28 protein-coding genes are annotated in these 24,483 nt (G+C 69.2%); 10 read left to right on the top strand and 18 right to left on the bottom strand.

Translation table 11 applies throughout. The annotated features are described in order from the left end of the window. Position 1 precedes the first annotated feature (1 nt). From ACK41C_RS12805 to ACK41C_RS12770, 8 genes are all read right to left on the bottom strand, one after another. Positions 2-1,450: a hypothetical protein gene (locus tag ACK41C_RS12805; protein ID WP_409654870.1), complete on the bottom strand. Its 1,449-nt coding sequence runs from the start codon at positions 1,448-1,450 to the stop codon at positions 2-4. A gap of 16 nt (positions 1,451-1,466) precedes the next feature. After that, a complete protein-coding gene (locus ACK41C_RS12800; protein ID WP_409654868.1) occupies positions 1,467-1,892 on the bottom strand; it encodes a hypothetical protein in 426 nt (141 codons plus the stop codon). A gap of 18 nt (positions 1,893-1,910) precedes the next feature. Further along, the gene (locus ACK41C_RS12795; RefSeq protein WP_409654865.1) at positions 1,911-2,534 is read right to left on the bottom strand and encodes a hypothetical protein; all 624 of its coding nucleotides are present in this window, start codon (positions 2,532-2,534) and stop codon (positions 1,911-1,913) included. A gap of 58 nt (positions 2,535-2,592) precedes the next feature. Next, on the bottom strand, positions 2,593-3,795 hold the full coding sequence (locus ACK41C_RS12790; RefSeq protein WP_409654862.1) for a P22 phage major capsid protein family protein: 1,203 nt from the start codon (positions 3,793-3,795) through the stop codon (positions 2,593-2,595). A gap of 295 nt (positions 3,796-4,090) precedes the next feature. Then, on the bottom strand, positions 4,091-4,228 hold the full coding sequence (locus ACK41C_RS12785; RefSeq protein ID WP_409654859.1) for a hypothetical protein: 138 nt from the start codon (positions 4,226-4,228) through the stop codon (positions 4,091-4,093). Positions 4,229-4,330: 102 nt separating this feature from the next. Then, positions 4,331-5,173 carry a hypothetical protein gene (locus ACK41C_RS12780; protein WP_409654857.1) on the bottom strand — a complete coding sequence of 281 codons (843 nt, stop codon included), beginning with the start codon at positions 5,171-5,173 and terminating at the stop codon, positions 4,331-4,333. Positions 5,174-5,500: 327 nt separating this feature from the next. Beyond that, positions 5,501-5,896, bottom strand: a complete 396-nt coding sequence (locus ACK41C_RS12775; protein WP_409654854.1) for a hypothetical protein — start codon at positions 5,894-5,896, stop codon at positions 5,501-5,503. A gap of 64 nt (positions 5,897-5,960) precedes the next feature. Beyond that, a complete protein-coding gene (locus ACK41C_RS12770) occupies positions 5,961-6,440 on the bottom strand; it encodes a DUF6973 domain-containing protein (RefSeq protein ID WP_409654851.1) in 480 nt (159 codons plus the stop codon). Positions 6,441-6,598: 158 nt separating this feature from the next. Between ACK41C_RS12770 and ACK41C_RS12765 the strand changes: the two genes are divergently transcribed. After that, entirely contained in the window at positions 6,599-7,012 is a 414-nt protein-coding gene (locus ACK41C_RS12765; RefSeq protein ID WP_409654849.1) for a hypothetical protein, read from the top strand. Here ACK41C_RS12765 and ACK41C_RS12760 read toward each other — a convergent pair. The 4 genes from ACK41C_RS12760 to ACK41C_RS12745 form a co-directional block, all read right to left on the bottom strand. Then, a complete protein-coding gene (locus ACK41C_RS12760) occupies positions 7,006-7,740 on the bottom strand; it encodes a hypothetical protein (protein WP_409654846.1) in 735 nt (244 codons plus the stop codon). The two genes, ACK41C_RS12765 and ACK41C_RS12760, sit on opposite strands and share 7 nt — an antisense overlap. A 25-nt stretch (positions 7,741-7,765) precedes the next feature. Further along, positions 7,766-9,661, bottom strand: a complete 1,896-nt coding sequence (locus tag ACK41C_RS12755) for a portal protein (RefSeq protein WP_409654844.1) — start codon at positions 9,659-9,661, stop codon at positions 7,766-7,768. 87 nt (positions 9,662-9,748) lie between these two features. Beyond that, entirely contained in the window at positions 9,749-11,098 is a 1,350-nt protein-coding gene (locus tag ACK41C_RS12750) for a hypothetical protein (protein WP_409654842.1), read from the bottom strand. After that, positions 11,082-11,513, bottom strand: a complete 432-nt coding sequence (locus ACK41C_RS12745; RefSeq protein ID WP_409654839.1) for a hypothetical protein — start codon at positions 11,511-11,513, stop codon at positions 11,082-11,084. The genes ACK41C_RS12750 and ACK41C_RS12745 overlap by 17 nt, the downstream gene beginning before the upstream one ends. 233 nt (positions 11,514-11,746) lie before the next feature. Between ACK41C_RS12745 and ACK41C_RS12740 the strand changes: the two genes are divergently transcribed. After that, positions 11,747-12,799, top strand: coding sequence for a tetratricopeptide repeat protein (locus tag ACK41C_RS12740; protein ID WP_409654836.1), 1,053 nt, complete (start codon positions 11,747-11,749; stop codon positions 12,797-12,799). On the opposite strand, the gene ACK41C_RS12735 is transcribed toward ACK41C_RS12740, so the two are convergent. Genes ACK41C_RS12735 through ACK41C_RS12725 form a run of 3 tightly spaced genes read right to left on the bottom strand, consistent with a single transcriptional unit; the run spans position 12,788 to position 13,935 of the window. Continuing rightward, a complete protein-coding gene (locus ACK41C_RS12735; protein WP_409654833.1) occupies positions 12,788-13,390 on the bottom strand; it encodes a hypothetical protein in 603 nt (200 codons plus the stop codon). The two genes, ACK41C_RS12740 and ACK41C_RS12735, sit on opposite strands and share 12 nt — an antisense overlap. 31 nt (positions 13,391-13,421) lie before the next feature. Continuing rightward, a complete protein-coding gene (locus tag ACK41C_RS12730; protein WP_409654830.1) occupies positions 13,422-13,619 on the bottom strand; it encodes a hypothetical protein in 198 nt (65 codons plus the stop codon). Further along, entirely contained in the window at positions 13,612-13,935 is a 324-nt protein-coding gene (locus ACK41C_RS12725) for a hypothetical protein (protein ID WP_409654828.1), read from the bottom strand. Before ACK41C_RS12725 ends, ACK41C_RS12730 begins: the two co-directional genes overlap by 8 nt. A gap of 86 nt (positions 13,936-14,021) precedes the next feature. Between ACK41C_RS12725 and ACK41C_RS12720 the strand changes: the two genes are divergently transcribed. From ACK41C_RS12720 to ACK41C_RS12700, 5 genes are all read left to right on the top strand, one after another. Then, on the top strand, positions 14,022-14,666 hold the full coding sequence (locus ACK41C_RS12720; protein WP_409654825.1) for a helix-turn-helix transcriptional regulator: 645 nt from the start codon (positions 14,022-14,024) through the stop codon (positions 14,664-14,666). 52 nt (positions 14,667-14,718) lie between these two features. After that, on the top strand, positions 14,719-15,204 hold the full coding sequence (locus ACK41C_RS12715; RefSeq protein ID WP_409654823.1) for a hypothetical protein: 486 nt from the start codon (positions 14,719-14,721) through the stop codon (positions 15,202-15,204). A gap of 263 nt (positions 15,205-15,467) precedes the next feature. Beyond that, positions 15,468-15,905 carry a MarR family winged helix-turn-helix transcriptional regulator gene (locus ACK41C_RS12710; RefSeq protein ID WP_409654821.1) on the top strand — a complete coding sequence of 146 codons (438 nt, stop codon included), beginning with the start codon at positions 15,468-15,470 and terminating at the stop codon, positions 15,903-15,905. Continuing rightward, complete coding sequence (locus ACK41C_RS12705) at positions 15,902-17,332, top strand: MFS transporter (RefSeq protein ID WP_409654818.1); 1,431 nt, start codon at positions 15,902-15,904, stop codon at positions 17,330-17,332. The genes ACK41C_RS12710 and ACK41C_RS12705 overlap by 4 nt, the downstream gene beginning before the upstream one ends. Positions 17,333-17,387: 55 nt before the next feature. Next, positions 17,388-17,813 (top strand): OsmC family protein, encoded by a 426-nt coding sequence (locus tag ACK41C_RS12700; protein WP_409654815.1) that lies wholly within the window; start codon positions 17,388-17,390, stop codon positions 17,811-17,813. Here the strand turns inward: ACK41C_RS12700 and ACK41C_RS12695 are convergent. Together ACK41C_RS12695 and ACK41C_RS12690 are read right to left on the bottom strand one after the other, a co-directional pair. Beyond that, positions 17,810-19,198, bottom strand: coding sequence for a sensor histidine kinase (locus tag ACK41C_RS12695; RefSeq protein ID WP_409654812.1), 1,389 nt, complete (start codon positions 19,196-19,198; stop codon positions 17,810-17,812). The two genes, ACK41C_RS12700 and ACK41C_RS12695, sit on opposite strands and share 4 nt — an antisense overlap. Before the next feature lie 76 nt (positions 19,199-19,274). Then, positions 19,275-20,618 carry a dicarboxylate/amino acid:cation symporter gene (locus ACK41C_RS12690; protein ID WP_409654809.1) on the bottom strand — a complete coding sequence of 448 codons (1,344 nt, stop codon included), beginning with the start codon at positions 20,616-20,618 and terminating at the stop codon, positions 19,275-19,277. A gap of 179 nt (positions 20,619-20,797) precedes the next feature. On the opposite strand from ACK41C_RS12690, the gene ACK41C_RS12685 reads away from it, so the two are divergent. The 3 genes from ACK41C_RS12685 to ACK41C_RS12675 are packed head-to-tail and all read left to right on the top strand — an operon-like array spanning position 20,798 to position 23,455. Next, positions 20,798-21,790 carry an ATP-binding cassette domain-containing protein gene (locus tag ACK41C_RS12685; RefSeq protein ID WP_409654807.1) on the top strand — a complete coding sequence of 331 codons (993 nt, stop codon included), beginning with the start codon at positions 20,798-20,800 and terminating at the stop codon, positions 21,788-21,790. Between the two features lie 2 nt (positions 21,791-21,792). Next, on the top strand, positions 21,793-22,647 hold the full coding sequence (locus ACK41C_RS12680; protein ID WP_409654804.1) for an ABC transporter permease: 855 nt from the start codon (positions 21,793-21,795) through the stop codon (positions 22,645-22,647). Between the two features lie 4 nt (positions 22,648-22,651). Continuing rightward, positions 22,652-23,455, top strand: coding sequence for an ABC transporter permease (locus ACK41C_RS12675; RefSeq protein WP_409654801.1), 804 nt, complete (start codon positions 22,652-22,654; stop codon positions 23,453-23,455). On the opposite strand, the gene ACK41C_RS12670 is transcribed toward ACK41C_RS12675, so the two are convergent. Beyond that, complete coding sequence (locus ACK41C_RS12670; protein WP_409654799.1) at positions 23,456-24,463, bottom strand: NAD(P)H-dependent flavin oxidoreductase; 1,008 nt, start codon at positions 24,461-24,463, stop codon at positions 23,456-23,458. Positions 24,464-24,483: the final 20 nt, after the last annotated feature.

Genomic DNA, 24,483 nt, shown 5'->3' with positions numbered 1-24,483 from the left:
GTCAGCTCCAGTTTGCGGCGGCTGCGGCGGGGGCTGGCGTCCAGGCCGTGAGCGGGCCGCCGACCGGAAGCCAGGCGGTCGCATCGGGAGACGGCGGCGGGGTCCAGGCTGAGTCCCCTCGAGCCGCGAGGCCGGCCGGCCAGGGGGTCAGAGCCAGCGCGGCGGCGGAGGTTCGCAGAACGCGCCGCGCCTCCAGCTTCGCCGGCGCCGCCGTGAGGCTCCACGCGCTTGTGGAGGCCGGCCCCGAATAACCTCGGCTCAGATGCGCCGTCCCGCCGCCGAGGGCCAGATCCGCGCTCTCGGCAGCCAAGGCGTAGGCTTCCGCGTCCGCCCCCAGGTCCAACGCCGCCAGCGCCGAACCCATCCGCACCGCGGCGGTGTTGGTCCCGTCGGACCGCCGCTCGACGGACCAGGTCCTGACGCCTGGCCCGATCCCAGTCCGCAACGCCACGACGCCCTGGAAGGCGCCGCGCTCGAACAGGGCGGAAAAGGTGCGCTTCGGGCTCAGGCCGATCGGCGTCTCGTCCTCGACCAGCCGCGTCTCCATCATCAGGCTGTTGTTGAGCGCCGCGATGCTCCAGGCCGCCAGCACCAGATGCGGATTGCCGCTCGCAGATCCGGAGACGGTCAGGGCCGGCGTGAAGCTCGCCTCGGTTCCCGCATGATGGGCGTCGGCGATTTCGCCATAGAAGGCTTGGTCGAAACCGGAGAGGTCCAGGATCAGCAGCCGGTTGTCGGTCGAGCCGATCTCGTTGTTGCTGGTATGGGCGCGCACCCGCCAGGCGGCGGTCTTCGCGCCTTCCGCCGTTACGGTGCGCCGCCAGATCATCCCCAGCGGAACCACGCTCGCCTGCCCGGCGGCGACCTCCGCATGCCCCGCACCCGTGTCGGGTGTCGCCGCACCGTCGAACTCCAGACGACCGTAGACGGGCGCCGTCGTGGCGAAATTGTCGGTCAGGCACGAGGCGAGGATCAGACAGTCCCCCGCGGGCGGATTCCAGGTCGCGCTCACCACGGTGGTGAAGGCGTTGCTGGTCACGGCCGTCCGGCCCAGGCTCTCCGCGTAGACGTCCTGCCCGGTCAGGGCCAGCGCCACGAGATTCCCGTTGCGGGCGGCGACGTTCACGCCCGCCGCCTCGGCGGCCACCTCGATCGTCACGGCCTTGGCCGCTCCGTCGCCCGCTATCGGGAAGAACCCGGCATAGGACGGGTATTCCAGCGTCGAGCGGCTCTCGATGTTGGCCTCGACCGCACTCGCGCCGTCCACCGCCACCCGCAGGCGCACGTCGGTCGTCGTGTTTCCCTTGTTGGCCGCCTCGACGGACCAGAAGACGACATATGTCTTTCCCACGCCCGGCGTGAAGGTCAGCCGCGCCGCCTCGCTCCAGGCGGTGGAGGTGGTCGTGGTTTCTCCCGGCGTCGCCGCCGCATAATGCTCGCGCCGGCTCATGACGGTCTGGTCCGCGTCAGGCCAGGGTCAGGGCGCCGTTCACGGCGTCGAAGTCCACCGTGAAGGTCTCGCCATCGGCGAGGGTTATGGATGAGCCATAGTCGTACCAGCCGATCAGCGGGTCGGCGGGCGAGGTGGGCGTATCGTTGTAGAGCACGGCGTAGCGGAAAGGGCCGATCGAGCCGCCCGCAGCGGTGAACACGACGTCGGCCAGGGTCAGCTTGTAGATCCCCGCGCTCTCTCCGGAACCGAGGACGACCGCGGCCTGGCCACCGGCGGCGTAGCCCGCGCCCGGTGCGACTTCGGTCAATTGGCTGCGGGTCGCTTGGCTCGCTTGAGGCGCCAGGTTGGTCAGCAGGATCTTGAGGCTGTCGCCCTGGAGATTGTGAACCTTCTCGGCAAGATGCTCGACGAAAGCGTTGAATTTATTGAAGGCCGCCATGGGGTCTCCGTTGATGGCTCAGAGGGCGGAAATGGATCGGAGGCCATCCTCCGTCCGCAGCGGGCCGGCGGCCGTTCGCTCGGCCGCCCGCAAAGCGGCCAGAGCCGCCTGGTGCTTGGCCTCGAAGGCCGCGGTCGCCTCGGCGTCGCGCAGGAACGGCGCAGCTTCCTTCAGCGCGCCGAACAGATAGGCGTCGGGATGCTCCGCCAGAATCCAGTTGGAGGGGCCTGCGTCGGAAAGGCTTGGAATCCGCGCATAGTAGGTCAGCTCGGCCGCGAATGGCCGCTCCGGCGCGGGTTCGCATCGAATTTCGTTCCCGGCCAGGCTCCAGTATCGGGGCCGCCCGCGCGCGTTCTGCGCCGACCGCCGCTCGACCACCTCCGGCGGCGCGGGCTGGAGCGTCCAGCTCGCCTCTCCATCGGAGAGCTTCAGCGTGATCGCCTCCAGGAAATCCGCCGGCAGACCGAAACGGGCCGCGTCGATCTCCGCCTCGGCCCGGCGGATCATCCGGTTCAGCCGCAGCGACCGGTTCATCTGGGCTTCGGCCAGGCGAATGAAGTCGGGGATGCGGACCGCAAGGTCCGCGCGCTCCAGCCAGTCGGCCACGGCCGCCTGCAGCTGGGCGTAGTTGGAAAGAGCCATCTGCGCCGCCGTCGATTGTCGGAAAGAAAAAGGGCCGCCCCGAAGAGCGGCCCCGCCGTCAGTTGTTGGCGTAGCGCACGGCCAGCTGGGGCCGCAGCGTCTTGTAGCCGTAGAGCACGTCCAGCCGGCACGGGAACTTGTCGTTGTTGATGTCGTACTGACGCACGATCCGCATCGAGATCCCGTCGAACACCTCGCGGGCCGCGAAGTCGACGCCGCGCGGCATCACCATATCGGCCGTGGCGAAGGCGAAGGCGCTCTTGTGATAGCCGAGCGAAATCCCGTGCGGCGTCGAGGCGGTCCCGGCGAAGGTGATCGCCGCCGCGCTGCTCGGCGCAGGGATGACCACGTTCTGGGCGGGCCCCGCCAGCACGATGGCCGGCGAGATGGTCATCGAGCCCGCGCCGCCGGCATAGCCGCCGGGGCAGACGAACTGCTGCAGCACGCCGGTGGACTGCTTGGTCTCCGGATGCACCCGGAACACGCCGGCGATGGTGAACACCTCGCCCGCGGCCACGCCGCCGGCGCCGGCCGCCACGGTGATCGCGCTGACTGGATTGGCGGTCACCGGCAGAGCGCCGACCTGGGTGCTGGTCGTATAGGCGCCGTTCGCCGCCCCGCGCAGGTGCGCCGGCCACAGGGTGTTCTCCATGAAGTCGAATCCGGCGGTGCGGCCCATGAAGCCCTCGCGATACTGCCGCGAGATGTTGGCTCGGTCGTTGAACAGGCCCTTCAGCGCGTCCACCAGGTCGACATTGTCGGTGGTGTTCAGGTTGCAGGTCCGCCCGGCCAGCGGCGCCAGATTGTCCACCAGCACCTTCCGGCCATCCAGGATCTTCTTGAAGGTCGCCGGCTGCCCGTGGTTGTTCACCTGGTTGTAGACGTCCTTGTACATGTTCATGGCGTCGGCCTCGATGTGGGCCGCCAGCACGCTCATGGCCGGTTCCAGGATCCGCTCGGAGAAGTCGTCCAGCGAGAGCGTCAGGTCCACCGAGGTGAAGTTCAGATCCACGCCCTTCTGGGTCTGGACCTTCAGCTCCACGCTGGTTTCCGTGGTGTCCTGGGCGGCCAGCGGCGCGCCCGTGCGCACCGTGTACTGGTTCGGCAGCCGCACCTTCAGGGTGTCGCCCACCTTGGCGCCCTGGCGAGCGAAGCTCTCGTCGTATTCGCGGCTGATGGAGCCGACGAAGTTCAGTTTCTGATGCAGCACGCGCAGCGCCTCGCGGGTCACCGCCGTGGGGGAAAGAAGCGTATTGGACATCGATATCCTTTCGGATGAGGCGCGGGCGCGCATCGGCGCGGCCCGCAGCCGGATGGATGGGAGCGCGCGCAAGCTCGATGTCCTGGCGGGTGGCCAGATCGAATAGGCGCAAGGAAAGCGCGGCCCGACGCCGTCGGCGGTTGGTCGGGGCGCGTAAAGTAAAGGGGGGCCTCGCCTTTGCAGGGGTGGAGCGACCTCAGCAGAACCGTCCTCTCTGGGGGCGTGCACGCCGCCTCGGCTCGGCGGACGAAGGGGCTGGTTCAGGGTTCGAGCACGATCATCTCGAGCACGTCGATCAACCGCCAGGCTCCCTATAGGCATAGGCGGGGAACGGATCTTCCAGCGTGACCAGGATCTTGCCGTGGGCGGTCCGCCCCTCGACCCGGCCTTCGCTCTGCGACCTGTAGCGGTTTTCCTCCGACCAGGGCCGCACCTTGACCGCGTTAGAACTCCGGATTGACGGCGGCGACACGGCGGACCGCCAAGTTTGAATGAGGCCTGGAGACGACCACCTCGTCCAGTCCCTGGCCTATCTTCAGCGCCCCCGCGTGGCCTGCTCGTTGCGCCGGCGCATCCATTCCTTGGTGCCCAGCTCGTCGCGAACGGCCGCGCCGCCGCCCTGGCCGCCGCCGACCTGGGCCGCGGGACGTACGGCCTGCACCTGGGCGGCCTGCTTGGCGGCCTCGCGCTCCTTGGCGATCTGCTCGCCCAGATGAGCCTTGTGCAGGATCTTCCACAGGCGGGGGTCGGCCACCTGGCGCAGTTCCTCCAGCGTCACGCCGAAGGCGGCGGCGTATTCCACCAGCTTGGCGGCGACCTCCGGGGACCAGCCGTCGATCTCGCGGGCCAGCACCCGGCCGGTCTCGGCCATCTGCTCGGCCAGGTCCCGCTCGGCGGCGAGGCGGCTTTCGTCTTCCAGCCGCGCCAGACTCCAGGCATAGCGTTCCCGGCCCTCGGCCAGTTGCCGATACCGCGCCCACAGCGCCTCGGCGCTGCGCGGGTCCTGGTCGGCGAAAGCCTCCCAGTCCATGCCTTCGAAGTCCGCCAGCTGCTCGTCCAGCAGGGCCAGCCGCGCCCGATCGGCGGCGGTGGCGTGGACCAGCTCGGCGTTGCGCTCGAAATTGCGCCGCTGGGCCTCCAGGGTCCGCCGGTGCTCGGCCAGGTCCTGGGTCTTGCGGGTGTAGTCGGCGTTCATCAGGAACGCCCCCTTCAGGGCCGCCGGGATGCGATAGAAGCGCCCGTCGTGCTCGATCTCGACGGCGTCTTCCTCGCTCTCGGCCGGCTCGGCCGCCTCGACGGCGGCTTCGGCCTCGGCCAGTTCGGGATCGGCGCGCAGCATCTCGCGCGCGGCCAGTTCGGTCGCGTCTTGGGTTTGCATGTCTTCCTCGGATTGCGGCCGCTCGAAGGGCCAAGCGCGCCCCGACGCCGCAGCGCCGAGACCGCAGATTGGAGCGCGTTCCGCAAAAGTGGTTCCCGGTTTTGCGATGAGAACGCGCTTAAACTTTTGAATCTGGAGCACGATTCAACGGTCAGATGGCTCCATCTGACCACATCGTGCTCCAGGTCAGCTCTGAAAAGGTCGCGCCGGCGATCCGGCCCTGGCGGAAGCACGCCCGGGCGCACCTCCGCTCAATAGTGAAATTCTCTCAAAATCCGGACGAAACGTCAAGAACAAAGTGCGAACATTTTGGCTCGCGCGCCGGGCTTAGCGCCTGGCCTTGAGGGTGAGTTTCTCTTCGCCGCCAAGCGCGACCTCCGTCGTCAGGCCGGAGGTCACGTATCGCTTCTCCTCCAGGAGCGACCGGCCCTGCGCGTCGATCACGCCGATCTTGACCAGATCCTCTCCCGGCCAGGCGCGCAGGGCGATGTCGTCGCAGGCCTGGTTGCAGGTCTGGACCCACTCCCCCTTACGGTGGGAGAGAACGATCCGGCTTCCCCCGTGCCGGGAGACCGCCTGGCCATCCACGGCGGCGATCAGTTGCGGCGCCTCCCAGCGGCTGGACTGCGCAAGGAACCCGCCGATGATGATGCCGGCCAGGAGGAGAGCGCCCCGCCTCAGCCAGACCCAACCTCTCCAAATTCTAGGCCCGCTCGTCGCCACACGTTCTCTCCTCGAATGCAACCTGCACTATAAGGAACAATAGGAGAACATCAATAGAGCAAAGCTAGCGGGAGCTTCTATGCCCGGGTCGGCCGTATGCTCTTCGGAAACCGGGTTGATCGACCAGACGCTCCTCATCCACGGCGCGCCCGGCCAAGCCGGCGCGAATGCCTTCGATATTGTTGCGCATGTCCATCGCGGCTTCACCGAGGGGCTGCCCCTCCCACAAGCCCTGCAGCTCATGCTGCAGACCGGCGGCGGCCGAGAAGACCGGCCCGATCTCCGTCGTCATTCGCCTGGACCATTCGGCGTGACGGCGGGCGTCTCCGAGATTGTTGTGATGTCCGGCGTGGCGTTTCAACTCGTCGTCGGCGATCTGGCGACCGCGGGCGATCTTATCGGCGATGTCCCAGCGGCCAGGCCGGTCGCGCTCAACCTGTGGTCCATCGCTCTTTTGCCACCGGTCGACCATCGCCATTTCGAGCGGCGTCGCCAACAGGCCGTGCACGCCGCCCCGAGAATTCCGGGGCCGGCTTTCCTTCATTGTCATGGTGTTCTCCTGAAACGTCGCGGCAGCCCAGGGGCGGCCAGCACTCCGCATCGGCGCACTCGCCAGGGGCGGAGCATCAGCAGCGGAACAATCTTGACCGAGGCGCAAGTCGGGAACAAATATAGAACTTCCTAACCCGTAGGAGATGCCTGTTGAATCGCTACTGGTTGCCCCTGGCCTTGATCGTCCTCCACGCAACCTTGGCCCTCGCTCCCAGGATCACAGATCCATTTGGCGAAATGAGCACGGCTGTTTTGATGTCCGGCATCGTCGGGCTCTTCCTCCCAGAAGTTCTCGCGCTCTCCTGGGCCGTCCGAGGCCATCTCGACGATCAACCGCGCAAACGTCTCGCCTTGCGTATCGTGACTTGGTTTTCGGTGCTGCCGGCGATCCTGGGGCTTCTCACACTCATCCTGACTTGGGACGTCGACCTCGATGTCGCCGTCCTCATTTGGGCGATGTGGATGCTGTTTCTCCTGGCCTGGGTCGGACTTGGCGGGGTTGCGATGCTTGTTATTGCGGTGCTGGGCGCCATGTCGGCCTCTCGGTCCTCGCCGCCTCAATAGCCCCTCATGTTGAGGAAGATCGGCAACCGCCCGTCGACGTCTTCCGCCATCTTGCTCAGCACTCTGCCGAGCTTCGTCGAACCGAGCCCCGGCCCGAGGATCTCCCGAGATCGCTGAATGTCCGGCGCCAAGCGTCCGTCGCCCAGACGCGTATCGTGACCCCACGCCTCCGGATGACGGCTTCGACGCCCCGTAGAGCTCTCGGCTGCGCCGAAGGCGAAGCTGTTCGAATTCGTCGTCGCGCCGTAGAGGTTCTGCCCTTGGTTGACTCTACGGGTATAGTCTCGCGCCGGCTGGGCGGCCTCGTTCGCCGTCCTTCCCGGGAGGAACGTCGTGTCGAGGACCTTGGTCCCCTTGTTGTTATCGACGCTCTGCGCAGCGGGTTCGACCCCGCCCTGGACCCTCAAGGTTCCGTTCCGCGCGTTATCAACGAACGCCTTGCCTTGAGCGGAGGGGCCGCCGCGGGCAATGAACCGTTCGCGTCCGTCGTCGTATTCGACATAGGCGTGGTCGGGGAGCAGCCTTTCCAGCGCCGGAGGCAGCCGGACCCCCAGGTTGTTCTCCACGACGTCGTATGAACGCACTTGAACCCGGGCGCCGCCGCCCGGCGGAGGTGTGTAGGGCGCCGGCTGCGGTCGCTGCCATTTCAGGACCATGCCGAGATCCACCGGGGCCAATAGAACGTCCCGAACGGTCGGAATACGGGGGGAAGCGCCAGGCTTCTGCATCGCACAATCTCCAATTTCAGGTTCTTCACCGCGCCTCCGCGCCGCGCCCCATCACCCGCATCCGCTCGGTCTCCGCCTCGAAGGCGGCGATCTCCAGCTTGCGGGCCTCGTGGGCGCGGTCCTGCTGCAGGTCGGCGATCTTGGCGCCCGCGGCCTGCAGGGCCTGGGCGAGCTTGGCCATCTGGGCCTTGGCCTGTTCCATCTCCGGCGCGGCGCCCTTGATCGCAGGCGGCAGCTGGGCGGCCAGCCGCTCGGCGATCTCGTCGGCGCCCGGCCAGTCCAGATTGCGCGCCAGCAGGTCGCCGATCAGCGGGGCGGCCGCCGGATAGGCGCGGATCAGCTCGATCATCTGGGTCGCCGCCTCCTCCCGCCGGGAGGTGAAACTGGGGCCGGACCGCACCGTCACGTCGTACTTGCCGACCCCCAGCTCATAGATGCGGCCGACCTTGCGCGCCTGTTCGGCCGCGGCCTCCCCTCGCCCGCTCTGGCCTTGGTTGACGGCCGCCAGGCCCGGTTTTCCGTCCGCCCCCAGCACCCGGATCACCCGCGGTGTCGAATAGACCTTGGGGATCAGGTCGATCAGGATCCGGCCCGCGTGCCGGATCGCGCGCGAGAGGTTGTCGATATAGTGGAAGGTGGAGGTGTCCCCCTCCCGCTGCCTGGCCATGATCGCGCGGCCGGAGGTTTCGTTCGACCGCGCCCCCAGGCTCGCATCGTGCAGGCCCATGATCGCCTTCATGTCGTCGCTGGCGTTCAGGGCCTCCTGCAGCGCGCCTGCCGGCACGCCGGCGAAGGGCTGGCGGATCGGCGGCTCCGGCCCGTCATATTCGATGAAGGCGTGGCTCTGGACGTTCGCCGTCGCCCACTTGGCCGCATCGGTCTCGAAGGCGCCGCGCCGGCCGATGAACGGCGCCTTGGGCGCCAGCGCCACCAGTTCGGTGGTGGTGGTCCGCCAATAGTTGAACATCCGCTGCGGGTCCTTGGCGTCCCGCACCAGCGAGCGCAGCACCCGCCGGCCGTCCACGTGCAGCTCCTCGCCATAGACCGGCACGATGGGGATGTAGCGACCCGCCCAATCGACGGTCTCCAGCACCTCGGCGCCGCTCGCCAGCCGCTGCACCACCTTGTGGCCCAGGATCTGGCGCGGCTGGCCGATCACGCTCACGCCGAGCGCGTCGAACAGCGCCTTCTGGGTTTCGTACAGCCCCTGCTCGATCACCTGGCCGTCGGAAAGCGCCAGGATCGTGCGCACCACCGGCTCCCGCCGCCAGTATTCGGCGATGGTCACCCGCTCACCTTCCCCGGCGCTCAAGCCCCTCACCGGCTCCGCCCCGCCCCAGTCGGCAGGTTCCGCGCCCTTCCAGCGGGCCAGGAAGGCTTCGCGCGGCAGGCTGTCGACCACGAAGGCGGTGTTCCAGTCGCTGCTGTCGGCCGCCGTCGATTCCGGGTCGCCATAGATGGAGAAGGGGTTGGCCACCCGCTCGATCGCCAGGTCCTGCTCGAAGGCGTCGTCGCGGGCGTAGCGGGTGTTGATGCGGAAATAGCCGAAGCCGCAGGTCACCGCGAAGTCGAGCGCGGTGTCGTAGGCCACCTCCGCGTCTGAGCCCTGCTCGATGGCGCGGATCAGGCCGTTCAGGATCTCGGCCGTTTCGGGGTCCGCCCCATCGTCCACCGGATGGCAGACGATGGCCGGCTTGTTCTGCCGCGCGTCGTTGACGACCTGGCGGATGAAGGCCGGCAGGCGGTTGATGGTCAGACACGGCCGCCCGTCCAACTCGCGCTCGCGCCGCACCTTCTCCGGCCACTGCTCGCCCAGCCGCGCGAAACGCAGGTCGTCCAGCGCCTCGCGCCGGTTCTCCGCCTCGCATGCGCGCGCCAGCTCGAACGCCGCGCGGGCGTCCTTCAAGATCTCTTCGGACATGGGATCTCCTGCCGCGCGAGCCTCCAGGGCCGGCGGTCGGTCGTTTGAAAAAGCTCGACGTGAAACTCGGGGTCGGAGCACAGCACCTCACCCCATCCACCCCAACGGCTCCCCCGCCGCCCGCCGCGGCGCAGCCGCACCCGTCGCCGCCCCCCGCCGGTTCAGCGCGTACTCCCCGAAGGCGTCGGCGCCGTGGCTGGCGGCGTCGTGCAGCGGGCCGGCATAGCTGGCCGTCGCCCGGTTCCAGCGCTTGCGATAGGCGCGCAGGCGCTCCAATCCCCGCGCGCAGCCCTCGGCGTCGAACCAGGTGAGCGGGATCATCAGCCGCGCGGCGTTCACCCGGTCCTCCGGGTCTGCGGCCGCGCCCACCTGGATCGGCCGCAGGCCCAGGCCCTCCAGGGTCTCGTACCGGCTGCGCCCGCCGGCCCCCAGCTCGCGCACCATCACGTCGTGCGGCAGGTGGTGGGTCCCATACACATAGGGCTTGGCGGCGATGGCCTCGCGCACGATGGCCTGCAGCCCCTCCCCGCCGGTCTCGAAGTAGTCGATGGCGCGGATCTCCCGGCCCGCCCGCTGGAAGAACCAGACCGCCGTATAGTCGTCGATGCCCAGGTCCCAGGCCGTATCCACCGGCAGCGACGGATCGTAAGGGACGCGGCCGATCCGCCCCGCCGCCTGCGCCGCCTTCAGGAGGCTGGCGTAATAGGCGCCCGGCGCAGCGGCCTCGAAATCCACGAGGTACTCGCTGGCGAACCGCGCCTCCCCTTCCTCCGTCGAGCCGGTTTCGGCGATCAGTTCCGCCCGCTCCCGGGCCAGCTGCTCGGGCGTGAAGACATCGGTCTCGGTGGCCGGCGCCCTCAGGGTGAACCAGCCGGGCGAGCGGGCGCGGGCCTCGAAGGCCTTGACCGCGTGGTTGCGCCCCCTCGGTGTCCACAGGAACACCGCCCAGCCGCCGTTCTCCGCCAGGATCGGCCTCAGATAGGCCCAGGCCTCCGGCTTGGAGAGCGCCCATTCCGAAAACACCACGCCCAGCGGCGGGGCGCCCACCAGCGCGTCGTAATTGTCCGAGCCGAGCACGCGCCAGACCGCGCCGTTCTCCAGCTCGATCATCATCTCGCCGTCCAGCGTCCGGCGGCGCAGCTTCGGCGGAAAGGCCTCGTCGATCCGCCTGCGCCCGGTGTGCGGGTTCACCGCCTCCCAGATCGCCCGCCGCCCCTGGCCCACCTCCGGCAGCAGGTGCCAATAGACGCCCGGCCGCCAGCTCATCTTCCGCATGGCCAGCTGCAAGGCCACCTCGTCCTTGCCCCAGCGCCGGTGCGCGGCCACGTCCGCCCGTTTGCCGCCGCCCATCATGTGGTCCCACAGCGCTACCTGATACGGCCTGGGCCGCCAGGCCTCGGGCAGGGTCACCTCCACCGGCTTAACCGGCTTCGGCATCGTCCACCTCGCCCAGCTTCAGAAGCTTCACATTGAACACCGGGCGCGCCGGGGCTTCGCCGGCCGGCGCCTCGCCCGCCGCCCGGTCCAGCCGCTGGACCATGGCCCGCAGCGCCTCGATCTTCAGCTTCGCCTCGCTCAGGGTCTCCTTGGTCGCCTCCTCGGCGATCTCTACGGCGCGCGCCATCAGCCGATCGGCCGCGGCCTCCTGCGCCTGGGCCAACTGGGCGGCGAACTCGGGATGGCGCCGCCGCCAGGCGTAGAGGGTCGTATAGCCCGGCATGCCCGGCGTCTCGCAGATGCGGCTCCAGGACTCTCCAGCGGCGATCCGCTCGCAAATGGCCTCCGCCAGGGCCGCGCCGAAACGCGCCGGCGCCCGCCGCCGCACGGGCGGCGTCGGCACAAGCTTGATCATGTTGGAACTCCGTCAGGCGAAGGAGGCGATCCGCCGCGTCCGGCGGTGCTCCGCCGGCCCCGCGCTTCGGCGTCAAGAGCCCTGGCCGCACCTCTCGACAATACGAAAAGCCTACCGAAATCCGGCGAGCATGTCAAGAACAAAACAAGAACAACTACTCGACCCCTTACACTGGTTGGCCTCGTTCCCGGCTCCGCCTAAGCTCGCTCCGGCAGAGCTTTCGGGGAGTCGCCATGCGCGCCGCATCCATCGCCATTCTCGCCCTGATGCTGGCGTCGAACGCCGCGGCCGCGCCGAATCCCGACTATCTCGTGAACCGCGCCGCCCTGCTGGTCCAAAGGGGCGAACTGGACGCGGCCCGCGCCGATCTGGACGAAGCCATTCGCTTCGCGCCCTCGCTGGCGGTTGCGTACAACAACCGCGCCGCAATTCACGAAAAGCAGGGGCGTCCGCAGGCGGCGATGAGCGATCTGGACGAGGCGATCCGCCTCGATCCCAAGCTCGCCTCGGCTCACATGAACCGCGGCAACATCTTCCTGAACGCCGGCGATCCGGAAAGAGCCGTCGCCGACTACCGCCAGGCGCTCGCCCTCAATCCCCGCCACGTCTGGACCCTGGTCAATCTCGCCGTCGCCGAGAGCAAGCTCGGTCGCCACGACGAGGCGCTCGCCCATCTCGACCACGCCTTTCGGCTGAAGAAGGACCCCGCCATCCTGCATCGGCGCGGCCACGTCCTGATCGAGAAGGGCGAACCCCAGGCGGCCCTGGAGCCGCTGACCCGCGCCATCGGCATGCTGAGAAGCTACGGCAAGGCCTATGCGACGCGGGGCGACGCCCATCTCGACTTGCACGACTTCTCCCGCGCCGTCGGCGACTATCAGAAAGCGGTCGATCTTGGGGAGGAGAATGCGGAGCTGCTCAACGGTCTCTGCTGGTCGAGAACCCTGGCCGGGGAAGGGTTGGAGCTGGCTCGCCCGGCCTGCGATCGCGCCCTGGCCCTGCAGGCGGACTCGCCGGACATCCTCTCCAGCCGCGCCCATCTCCTCCTGCGGCTTGCGGCGTCCGAGGAGGCCTTGGCCGATGCGGAGCGGGCCCTCGCCCTCGCCCCCGACCACCTCGACTCCCTCCTCCTGCGCGGCGTCGCCCGTCTCAGGCTCGGCCGGTCGGCGGAAGGCCAGGCGGACATCGCCCGCGCCCTCAGCCTCGACCCGAAGCTTCACGACATCTACGCCAAAGGCGGCCTCGCCGAGGACCTTCGGCCGTTCGCGCCGGCTTCATCCCCCTGATCGGAGGCTCGCCGGCGCCGCCTCCGCGCTCAGGAGATCCAGGGCGACCCGCAGCACGCCTTCCAGCACATAGGCCTCGCGATCGCTGGCCGCCGCCTCGCGCGGGGTCAGTTCCTGGCCGCAGACGGTGTCGCAGGCGGCGATCAGGTCGGCCTGGCCCTGCAGCTGGCGGCGCAGGCGGGCCAGGGCCTCGGCCGCGCGAAGATTGGCCTCGGCCTGGGCGACCACCGCGGTCAGCGGCGGCCCGCCGCCGCCCAGCCCGGGCTTGACGTCCAGGGTGGAGCCTAGGCTCGGCGGCCCCAGCGCCCGGCGATAACAGGCGCCGTAACGCTCGCCCGCCGCCTTCTGCGCCTGGGTCAGCCGCCCGCGCCGCGCCAGCCAGTCCAGCCCCGGCGCCCGGCGATAGGCGCCTCGCCGCCCCCCGGCCGCGGCGGGCGGATCGTCGATGGCCGCGCCCCGGGCGCGCGACAGGACCACCGTCTCGGCCACGCCCTCGGCGACCTCGCGCGCCTCCTGGCGAGACTTGGCTTGGCGCTCGATCTTCAGAAGGCGCGCGCGTTCCAGCCGCGCCAGATGGGCCGCATGGCTCATGATCGACTCCTACGAAATATGGGAGGTGGTCTCAGGGCCGGCCGCGTTCGACCACGGCGTCGGCCGCGCGATAGAGCGTCTCGCTCGCCGCCGCCTCGCCCTCGGTCAGGCTCAGGCCCGCGGCCGCATAGGCGATCAGCTGGCGCAGGAAGAGCGGCCGCTGTTCCGGCTTTCGGCGCCGCAGGGCCTCGGCCACGTACTCCGCCACCGCATCGGACGCCTCACCCACGCTTAGCCCCCTTCGGCCAGATCAGCGGCAGCGCCACGCACACGCCCGAGCGCCCCACCCGGCGTTCGGAAAGCGCGCAGAAGCCGCCCTGGGCCATCACGGCGGCCACATGGGCCTCGTGTCGCGCGAACTTCGGCTGCTGCGGATCGCCCTCGCCACGACCGGCCTTAGCCCGGAAGGCCCGCTCCATCCGCAGCGACCGCGCCGGCGCCAGGCCGAGCTCGACTCGCGCGCGCGAGGCCGGCGTCCCGCTTTGTCGTAGGGCCGCGTAATCCTGGCCGCATACCGGCCGCACATAAGGTTGGGACTGGGTCATGGCGGAAAGTGTATGGAACATACAGTGAACAGGCAAGCCGAAACTGTAGATTTTCCACAAGAGACCGCCTATAGCTCTCCATCGAGATGGAGCAACGATCCGAACGCCTGCGCCACGCCCGCCTGGAGGCGGGCTACGAAACGGCCGCCGCCGCGGCAGAGGCCTTCGGCTGGAACCGCAACACCTACGCCTCCAACGAGAACGGCAACGCCCCCTTCTCCTATCGCCGCGCCAAGGACTACGCCGCAGCCTTCGGGGTCCGGCCGGAGTGGCTCTACGACGCCTCGGGCGCCATGCGCCCCCAGGCCGCCCAGGGGATGGTCCCGGTGATCGGCAAGGTCGGAGCCGATCCGGAGGGCGTGGTGCTCTACGCCACAGGCCAGGACGCGGGAGACCTGGCCCCAATCCCGCCGGGAGGGACCGATCGCGCCGTGGCCCTCCATGTCGCCGGCCATTCCATGCGCGGCGTGGCCGATGACGGCGCCCTGATCTATTTCGAGGACCAGCGGACGCCGCCCAGTCCGGACATGCTGGGCCACGTCGTGGTGGTCGAGACCGACACCGAGGAGGTGCTGGTCAAGCGGCTCTTGCGGGGCTCCTCGGCGGGACTTTACGACCTGGAAAGCGTCGCCGGCCCCACCCGGCGCGACGCCCGGATCCGCTGGGCCGCCCACATCACCGCCATCGTGCCGCCCTTCCAGGCGCGGAGGATCATCGCCCGCGGGGGATAAAATCTACAATCTATCGGTTGCCCAGGTTTTGTATTAAATATACAATTTGCATATGGCCGACCCGGACATGCAGCTCGAGACCCTGGTCGCCGCCGAACGGCGCCGCGAAGCCGTCCGCGTCGAACTCCATGCCCAAGAGGCCGCCCGCCATCGCGGCGTCGCCTGGGCGGCCTGTTCACCTGGGCCGATGCGCGCGCCCTCCGAAGCCGCCATCCGCGCCCGCGCCGCCGACGCCCTGGAATTCCGCCGGGCCTGGGCGGCATCCCCAAGAGGTCTGTTCTCGAAAGCCCTGACGGATTGCGAGACAGCCCTCGAGCAGGCGCTGGCCGCCTGTGATCGGGGACGCGCCGCCGCCGCCCGCGACTTCGCCGCGGAGTTTCAGACCTGCGTGGAAGCCGCCGCAGACCTGGAAAACCTGGCCCGCCAGCTTGCGACCTGCGCCCTCGCCGCTCGCGGCGCGCTCAATGCGCCTCGGCCTGCTCGTAGCGCGACTGCAGGCGCCGCCACGACCGCTCCTCCGCCTGCCGCTCGCGAATGACCTCGTGCAGCAGGTCCGCCAAGTCCAGGATCTGGCGCCGGGAGAGCCTGCGGCTCGCCGCCCGCAGCTCCGCCGCCAGGGCGGCAAGGTCCGTTTCGGGAAGTTCCGGTTCAGGATGATCGCTCAGACGCATGGCAAACCTGCCTGATGACTGCTGGACCTACGCTCTTAACTAGCGCCCGTCCGGCATGTTCCCGCATGACGAGCATTTCTTCTCCTTGATATCGATGCGATGCGTGTGTAGATAGTTCGACAACCTAACTATGACGATTTCCCAAGACCCCCACCTTCTCGCCGAGGCCCTGCGGCCGGCCCTGCTGCGTGTCTCCCGCCGGCTGCGCCAGGAAGCCCAGCGCGCTGGCGCATCGCCGCTCGACGCCCTCCTGCTCGGCCAGATCTGGCGCCGTCCCGGCGTCGGGGTCTGCGATCTGGCCGACGCCGAGCAGATCACGCGCCCCACCATGTCGGCCCACGTGAAGCGCCTGGAAGCGGCCGGCTGGATTGCCCGCGCCGCCGATGCGGAGGACGGACGCCGGTCCGGCCTGGAGATCACGCCCGCCGGCCTCGCCCAGCTCGAGGCCGTCCGGCGCTCGCGCAACGACTGGCTCGCCAGCCGTCTCGCTGGGCTCGATCCCGACGCGCGCGCAAAGCTGCAGGCGGCTACGGGCCCCTTGCTCGAGCTGCTGGCGGTCGAACCTTGAGCCCGCTCGACGACGCTCCTCTGAAGGAAGCCTCTGCCCCCCGCGGCTGGCTCGTGCCTGCCATCATCGGCTCGGCCCTGCTGATGCAGACCATGAACGCCACGGTGCTCTCCAACGCCCTGCCGACCATGGCCGTAGCGATGGGCGAGCCGCCCCTCCGCCTGAACCTGGCCATCACCATGTTCCTGCTCGCCTCGGCCGTGTTCCTGCCGGTCAGCGGCTGGGTGGCCGACAAGTTCGGGGCCAAGAAGGTCTTCCTGGTCGCCATCGTGCTCTTCGCCCTCGCCTCGGCGGCCTGCGGCTTTGCGCAGGACCTGACCCAGCTCGTCATCGCCCGGGTTTTCCAGGGCATGGCCGGCGCCATGATGCTGCCGGTCGGCCGCCTCGTCCTCTTGCGCACCACGCCCAAGACCGAGCTCGTCGGCGCCATGTCGATCATGACCATGCCAGCCCTGCTCGGCCCGGTGATCGGCCCGGTGGTCGGCGGCGCCCTCGTCACCTTCGCCGATTGGCGCTGGATATTCTTCATGAACCTGCCGGTCGCCGTGGTCGGCGTCGCCCTCGTCCTGCGCCACGTGCCCGACGTGAAGACCCAGGACGTCTCCCCCATCGACTGGATCGGCATCCTGCTCACCGGCTTCGGCCTCGCCGGCCTGATCTTCGGATTCGAGAACCTGGGCCGCGGCCTCCTGCCCGACGCCCTCGTGGCCGGCTTGTTCCTCGGCGGGCTGGCGGCGCTCACGCTCTACTGGCGCCACGCCCGCGGGAATCCCCACGCGATCATCGATCTCTCGGTCTTCCGCATCCAGACCTTCACCGCCTCGGTGGTCGGCGGCGCCTTCATGCGCGTGGCCATGGGCGCGACCCCCTTCATGCTGGCCATGCTGCTGCAGATCGGGTTTGGCATGTCGGCCTTTCAGGCCGGCCTCTTGACCTTCGTGGCGGCCGCCGGCGCCCTCCTCATGAAGACCGCCGCCCCGCCGATCCTGCGGCGGTTCGGCTTCCGCACCGTGCTCAGCATCAACGCCGTGATCGTCGCGGTCTCCTTCATCGCCTACGCCTTCTTCCAGCCGACCACGCCCCAGTGGCTGATCATGCTGGTGCTCGGCGTTTCCGGCTTCTTCCGCTCGCTGCAGTTCACCAGCCTCAACGGCATGGCCTATGCCGACATCGATCAGCCGCAGATGAGCCGCGCCACCACCACCGCCTCCATGATGCAGCAGCTCGTCCAGTCGATCGGCGTCGGCCTCGCCGCCACCCTGATGCACGCCTTCATGGTGATGCGCGGCGACCACGAGCTCACCACCGCCGCCATCTCCCCCGCCTTCGCGGTGATCGGCTTGGTCAGCCTGATTTCGCTGGCCTTCTTCCTGCCCCTGCCGCGCGACGCGGGCGACGAGATGAACGGGCGCGCCAAAGCCGTTTGACGCGCCGCGCGCCTTGCGCCTTCCTGATCCCGTCGGGGCCAGCAGGAGTGCGATCATGAACCGCAAGGCGCGCGCGATCTGGCGCGGAACCGGCCGGGACGGAACCGGCGACCTTTCCACCGATTCCGGCGTGCTTTCGGCCACGCCCTATTCCTACAAGACCCGTTTCGAGACCGAGCCGGGGACCAATCCCGAGGAGCTGATCGCCGCCGCCCACGCTGGCTGCTTCACCATGGCGCTCGCCTTCCAACTCCAGACGGCCGGGTTTACGCCCGAGGAGCTCGCCACGGAGGCCGTCGTCTCGCTGGAATCCGAAGGCGGCGGGTTCAGGATCTCCCGTTCGGCCCTCACCTTGCGCGCCCGCGTGCCGGGCATCGACCAGGCGAAGTTCGACGAACTCGCCCGCAACGCCGAGCTCAACTGTCCCGTCTCCAAGGTGCTCAAAGCCGAGATCACCCTTGAGGCGACCCTGGAGGCCTAAGGCTCGGCCGTCAGCGGGACGCTCAACCGGCAAACCAGGCCGGTCGGCTCGAAGGCGACCTCGACCTTGCCGCCAAACGGCGTCAGGGCGCGCCGCTTCATGCGCATGCCGAAGCCTTCCCGCGCGGGCGGCGCCACCGGCGGCCCGCCCTGCTCCCGCCAGATGGCGCTCAGGCCCTCGGCGCTCGCCGTCCATTCGAGGCTCACGGCGCCGGCAGGGACCGACAGCGCCCCATACTTGGCCGCATTGGTCGCCAGTTCGTTCAGGATCATCACCAGGTTCACCGCCAGTTCCGGCTTCACCCGAACGCCGGCCGGTCCGCCGCTGACCCGGATCGCCTGGCCCGCGAAGGGGGTCAGCGCCGCCTCCAGCACCTCCTCCAAGGGCGCCATGCTCCAGGCGTTGCGGGTGAGCAGGTCGTGGCCCAGGGCCAGGGACATCAGCCGCTCTTCGAATCCCTTGCGGAACGCCTCGGGATCGCGCCCTGTCGCCCTCAAGGTCTGCTGGGCGATCGCCTGGACCGCGGCCAGGTTGTTCTTCACCCGGTGGTTCAGCTCCGCCAGCAGCAGGTCCTGCCGCTCGCGCGCCTCGACCTCCCCGGTGACGTCCTGGGCGGTGCCGATCACCCGCCGCGGCTTGCCGTCCTTGCCGAACACCACCCGCGCGGCCCCGCGAATCCAGCGGACGCCGCCGACCTCGCCCGGCGCTATCCGATGCTCCACCACATAGCCGCCGTCGTTTTCGCCGGCGACCGCCCGCCGGAACGCGGCTTCGACGGCGGGAAAATCCTCCGGATGAACCGCCGCCGCATAGGTCGCGAAGTCGATGGGCTTGTCGGCCGGCACGCCGAAGAGCGTCCGCATCCGCCCGTCCCAGTCCACCACATCGGCGGCCAGGTCGTACTCCCAGAGCCCGAGGTCCGCCGCCTCCAGCGCCAGCGCCAGCCGGTCTCCCTGGCGCTGAGCCTCCATCTGCGCCAGCCGCCGCTCTGTGATGTCCAGCACCACGAAGGAGACCCAGGGCCGTTCCCCGCGGATCGGCGAGAAGGTCCCCAGGAACCAGCCCGACCGTCCGTTCGGGAGGCGAAACGGATACTCCTGGGTCTGCGTCTCTCCGCTGGCCCAGCAGTGGCGCAGGGTCGCCATCCGTACCTGGATCTGCTCGGGCGTGAGGCCGAGATCCCGCCCGCACAGCCCGTCCAGCCCGCCCGGCGGTTTGCCGTAGAAGGCCGCCGCATTCCGGTTGGCGGTCACATAGCGATAGTCGTCCTCAAGTAGTTCGAAGACGCCGGCGATCACGTCGGCGGCGTCGAACATGGCCTTCAGCAGGGCCTCGCCTTGCGGACGCGGCAGGGCTCGCCTCTGCGCGCCCTCATCCCTGGCCATGCGCTCTCCCTCGCGTCTGCGGCGGGCGATGGTGGCGCGGTTCGGGGCCCGCGACAATCGCCGCAGTTGCGGCCGATCAGCCCGGCGGGGTCTCGCCGGCGAAATCCCCAGCCGTCGCGCCGGCGTTGTAGACGCTCTCGTCGAGGATGCCCTGCCGCTTGGCGACCAGGGTCGGGATCAACGCCTGGCCTGCGACGTTCACGCCCGTCCGCCCCATGTCCAGGATCGGGTCGATGGCCAGCAGCAGGCCGACGCCCTCCAGCGGCAGACCGAGCGTCGAGAGCGTCAGGGTCAGCATCACCACCGCGCCGGTCAGCCCGGCCGTCGCCGCCGAGCCGATGACCGAGACGAAGACGATCAGCAGGTAGTCGCTGAGGGCCAGCGAAATCCCATAGAACTGCGCCACGAAGATCGCCGCGATGGCCGGATAGATCGCCGCGCAGCCGTCCATCTTCGTCGTGGCCCCCAAAGGCACGGCGAAGGCGGCGTAGGCCCGCGGCACGCCCAGCCGAGTCTCCGTCACCGTCTCGGTGACGGGCAACGTCCCGATGGAGGATCGCGAAACGAAGCCCAGCTGGATCGCAGGCCATGCGCCGGCGAAGAACTTCAGCGGGTTCAGCCCATGCGCCGCCAGCAGGGCCGGATAGACCACCAGCAGCACCAGCCCCAGGCCGATATAGACCGCGAATGCGAACGCCCCCAGCTGGGCCAGGGCGTCCCAGCCGTAGCGGGCCACCGCATTGCCGAACAGGCCGATGGTGCCGATCGGCGTCAGCCGGATCACCCACCACAGCACCTTGCGCACGATGGCCAGGGCCGAGGCGTTGAACGCCAGGAACGGCTCGGCCGCCGCGCCGGTCCGCACTGCGGCGATTCCCGTCACCAAAGCCACCACCACGATCTGCAGAACGTTGAAGTTCAAGGCGGTGGACGCGCCGGCCTCGCCCAGGGTCGTCGCCGCCGAGAGCCCCAGCATGTTCGCCGGCACGAGCCCGGTCAGGAAGTCGAGCCACGAGCCCGGCTTGGCCGGCGCGGCGGCCGCGGCCGCCTCCACCGTCGTGTTCAGCCCCGGCTGCAGCGTCAGGCCCAGCGCGATGCCGATGCTGACGGCGATCAGGGCGGTGACCGCGAACCACACGAGGGTGCGCCAGACCAGTTGGGCCGCGTTCTGCAGCTCGCGCAGGTTGGCGATGGAGGCCACGATGGCGGTGAACACCAGCGGCGGCACCAGGACGCGCAGGAGTTGGATGAAGATCGTCCCAACCAGGCGCAGGGTTTCAGCCAGGCGATAGCCCGCCTCGCCTTCGGCCGGACCCATCGACCGCGCCAACAGCCCCAGCCCCAGGCCGATCACCATGGCCGCCAGGACCTGGAAGCCGAACGAAGTGAAGGGATTTCGCCGCCTGGTCGCCTCGGCCATGTCGCACTCCGAACTCGAGAGCTGGACAATGCTCGGTCAAGGCCTCCAACGCCATTACGGAGAATTCCGGGCGTCGTGAGAAAAGCTGATAGCTGCGCCTTTCGGCAGGCGCTGCGATTGACGGCGCCACGGCGCCCGCCTAGCGTGCCGCTTCCTCTTTGACATCGCGGCGGTTCCCCATGCCCCAGATCCTGGTTCGGGACCTGGCCAAGACCTATCGCGTGGCCGAACGCGACCCCGGCCTGCTGGGCGCCGCGCGCGGCCTGCTGCGCCGCCGATGGCGCGCGGTCGAAGCGCTCCAGGGCGTTTCCTTCGCCCTCGAGCCCGGCGAACTGCTCGGCTTCGTCGGCCCCAACGGGGCGGGAAAGTCCACCACCATCAAAATCCTGTCCGGCATCCTGCGCCCCTCATCCGGCCATGTGGAGGTGGACGGGTTCGTCCCCTGGCAGGACCGCATCCGTCATGTCGCTCGGATCGGCGTGGTGTTCGGCCAGCGCACCCAGCTCTGGTGGGACCTCCCGGTGATCGAAGGCTTCGACCTGCTGCGCGACATCTACCGCGTCGACCCCGCCCGCTACGCCCGTACACGCGACGAGCTGGTGAGCCTGCTCCGCCTGGAACGCCTGCTCGACCAGCCGGTGCGTCAGCTCTCCCTGGGTCAGAGGATGCGCGCCGAAATCTGCGCGGCCCTGCTGCACGAACCGCGCATCCTCTTCCTGGATGAACCGACCATCGGCCTCGACGCTCCGTCCAAGTTGGCGGTGCGCGACTTCGTCAAGCGGCTCAACCGCGAGCGCGGCGTCACCGTCCTGCTCACCACCCACGACATGCATGACATCGAAGCCCTGGCCGAGCGCGTGATCGTCATCGGCCACGGCCGGGTGCTCGCCGACAGCCCCATCGAGACTCTGCGCCGCGACGTCCTGCGCGAGCGGCGCCTGTTCGTGGACTTCGCCGGCGACGCGCCGGAGATCGCCATGCCCGGCGTAGAGGTCCGCGCCCGGAAGGATCGCGCCCTGGAGCTCGCCTTCGATCCTGCAGCCATCCCCGCCCCCGCCCTGATCGCCGCCATCGCCGCCGCCCATCCCGTGGAGGACGTCCACGTCGAGCAGCCCGCCATCGAGGAGGTTATCGCCCGCTTCTATGACCTGCATGGCGCAGCGGAGGCGTGAGGATGGCGGCGTCCGGAGTCACCACCCACGCCCTGCGCCCGTATCTCGCGGCCTTCACCGCGCGCTTCCTGCTGATGCTGCAGTACCGCGCCGCGGCCCTGGCCGGCTTCGCCACGCAATGCTGGTGGGGCGCCATCAAGGTGATGGTCTATGCCGCCTTCTACGCCGCGGCTCCGGCCGCCGCGGCTCAGGCCCCGATCACCCTGTCCCAGGCGATCACCTACACCTGGCTCTCCCAGGCCTTCCTCGCCCTCCTGCCCTGGTTCGTCGATCCGGAAATCGGCCAGTCGGTCCGCACCGGGGCGGTCGCCTATGACCGCCTGCGCCCCGTCGACACCTACGCCTACTGGTACGCCCGCTCCGCCGGTTGGATGACCGCCCGCGCCGCGCCTCGCGCGGCCTTGATGTTCGCAGCCGCCGGGATCGCCCTCCCCCTTCTCGGCCTGGCGGACTGGGCCTGGCTCCCGCCCCCGAGCCTCGAAGCTGCGGCCCTCTTCACCCTATCGATGGTGCTGGTGGTCCTTCTGTCTTCGGCCCTCATCATGCTCATCAACCTGACCGCGGCCGCCAGCCTGGATGCGCGCGGCGCCAATGCTGTGATGATGCCGGTGGTCACCGTCTTCTCCGGCAGCCTCCTGCCGCTCGCCCTCTATCCGGACTGGATGCACACGTTCCTGCTGGCGCAGCCCTTCGCCGGCCTGGTGGACATCCCCTTCCGCATCTACTCCGGCAACCTGGCCGGAAGCGCCGCCTGGACGGGGATCGCCTTGCAGGCCTTCTGGACACTCGCCTTCGTCCTCCTCGGCCGCCTTGCGATGGAAAAGGTCATGGACCGCCTCCAGGTGCAGGGAGGCTGAACTCGTGAACGCCCTTTCCCTCTATGGCCGCTACATCGCCGCATCCCTGCGGGCCCAGGCGCAGTATCCGGCCTCCACCCTGATGCTCGGGGCCTCTCACCTCGCCACCACCGCCATCGAGATCGTCGCCGTCTGGGCGCTGTTCGACCGCTTCGGCCAGGTCCAGGGCTGGACCTTCGGCGAGGTCGCCTTCTTCTACGGCCTCATCAACATCACCTTCGCCCTGGCCGACCTCGTCACCCGCGGCTTCGACGTCTTCGGCGCGGAGTTCGTCAAGACGGGCGCCTTCGACCGCATCCTGCTCCGGCCCCGCTCCGCCACGCTGCAGCTACTCGGCCACGAATTCCGGCTCAGCCGCTTCGGGCGGATCCTCCAGGGCCTGGCGGTGCTCGTCGCCGGGACCTGGCTCGCCGGCCACCGATGGGACGCTAGCGATCTCGCCGTCGCGCTCTTCGCCGTGGCCGGCGGCGTCGCCCTCTTTGCCGGCCTCCTGGTGCTGCAGGCCACCCTCGCCTTCTGGACGGTGGAGAGCCTGGAGGTGGCCAACGTGCTCACCTATGGCGGCGTCCAGGCCGCCCAGTTCCCGCTCAGCATCTATGCTGGCTGGTTCCGCGACTTCCTGATCTTCGTCGTGCCCCTGGGCTGCGTCGCCTACTTCCCGGTGCTGGCGATCCTGGACAAGCCCGACCCCCTGGGCGCGCCGGACTGGATCCTACCGCTGACCCCAACGGCAGGATTCCTCTTCCTGGCGATGTCCTTCGCCGCCTGGCGCGTCGGGGTGTCGAAATACACCTCGACCGGCAGCTGACTACTCCGCCGCCCAGGCGAGCGCCTGGCCGCGCGTCAGCGCCGTCTTGGCCGCCAGGGCCGCCTTGGCCGCCTCGTACTCGGCCGCCAGCCGGTCGACCATCTCGCCGGCGGAGGGAATGTTCTTCACCGCCCCGATGCCCTGGCCGCAGCCCCAGATGTCCTTCCAAGCCTTGGCCTTGGTGTTGCCGCCCGATCCGAAGTTCATCTTCGAGGGATCGGCTTCGGGCAGGTTGTCGGGGTCGAGCCCCGCGGCCTCGATGGACGGGCGCAGATAGTTGCCGTGCACGCCGGTGAACAGGTTGGAATAGACGATATCATCGCCGCGGCTGGCGACGATCATGTCCTTGTAACCCTGGACGGCATTGGCCTCCTTCGTGGCGATGAAGGCCGAGCCGATATAGGCCAGGTCCGCGCCCATGGCCTGGGCCGCCAGGACCGCGGCGCCGTTGGCGATGGCGCCCGACAGCGCCACCGGTCCATCGAACCATTCGCGGATCTCCTGGATCAGGGCGAAGGGCGACAGGCCGCCCGCGTGACCGCCGGCCCCCGCCGCCACCGGGATCAGGCCGTCGGCGCCCTTCTCCACGGCCTTTCGGGCGAACCGGTCGTTGATGACGTCGTGCAGCACCACCCCGCCATAGGAGTGGATCGCCTGGTTCACGTCCTCGCGCGCGCCCAGCGAGGTGATGGTGATCGGCACCTTGTACTTCACCGCCATCTCGACATCGTGCTCGAGCCGGTCGTTGGTCTTGTGCACGATCTGGTTCATGGCGAAGGGTGCGGAGGGCCGGTCCGGATTCTTGCGGTCCCAGTCGGCCAGCTCCTCGGTGATCTGGGCCAGCCACTCGTCAAGCTGGCTCGCCGGCCGCGCGTTGAGCGCCGGGAACGAGCCCACCACCCCGGCCTTGCACTGGGCGATCACCAGCTCCGGTCCGGAGATGATGAACAGCGGCGAACCGATCACTGGAATGCGCAGGCGTTCGGCGAGCACGGGAGGCAGGGCCATGGAAATGCGTCCTTTTCTCG

Origin of the sequence: Phenylobacterium sp. (assembly GCF_046290725.1) — a bacterium.
Lineage (GTDB): Bacteria > Pseudomonadota > Alphaproteobacteria > Caulobacterales > Caulobacteraceae > Phenylobacterium.
This window is presented reverse-complemented; position numbering and strand designations above follow the sequence as displayed.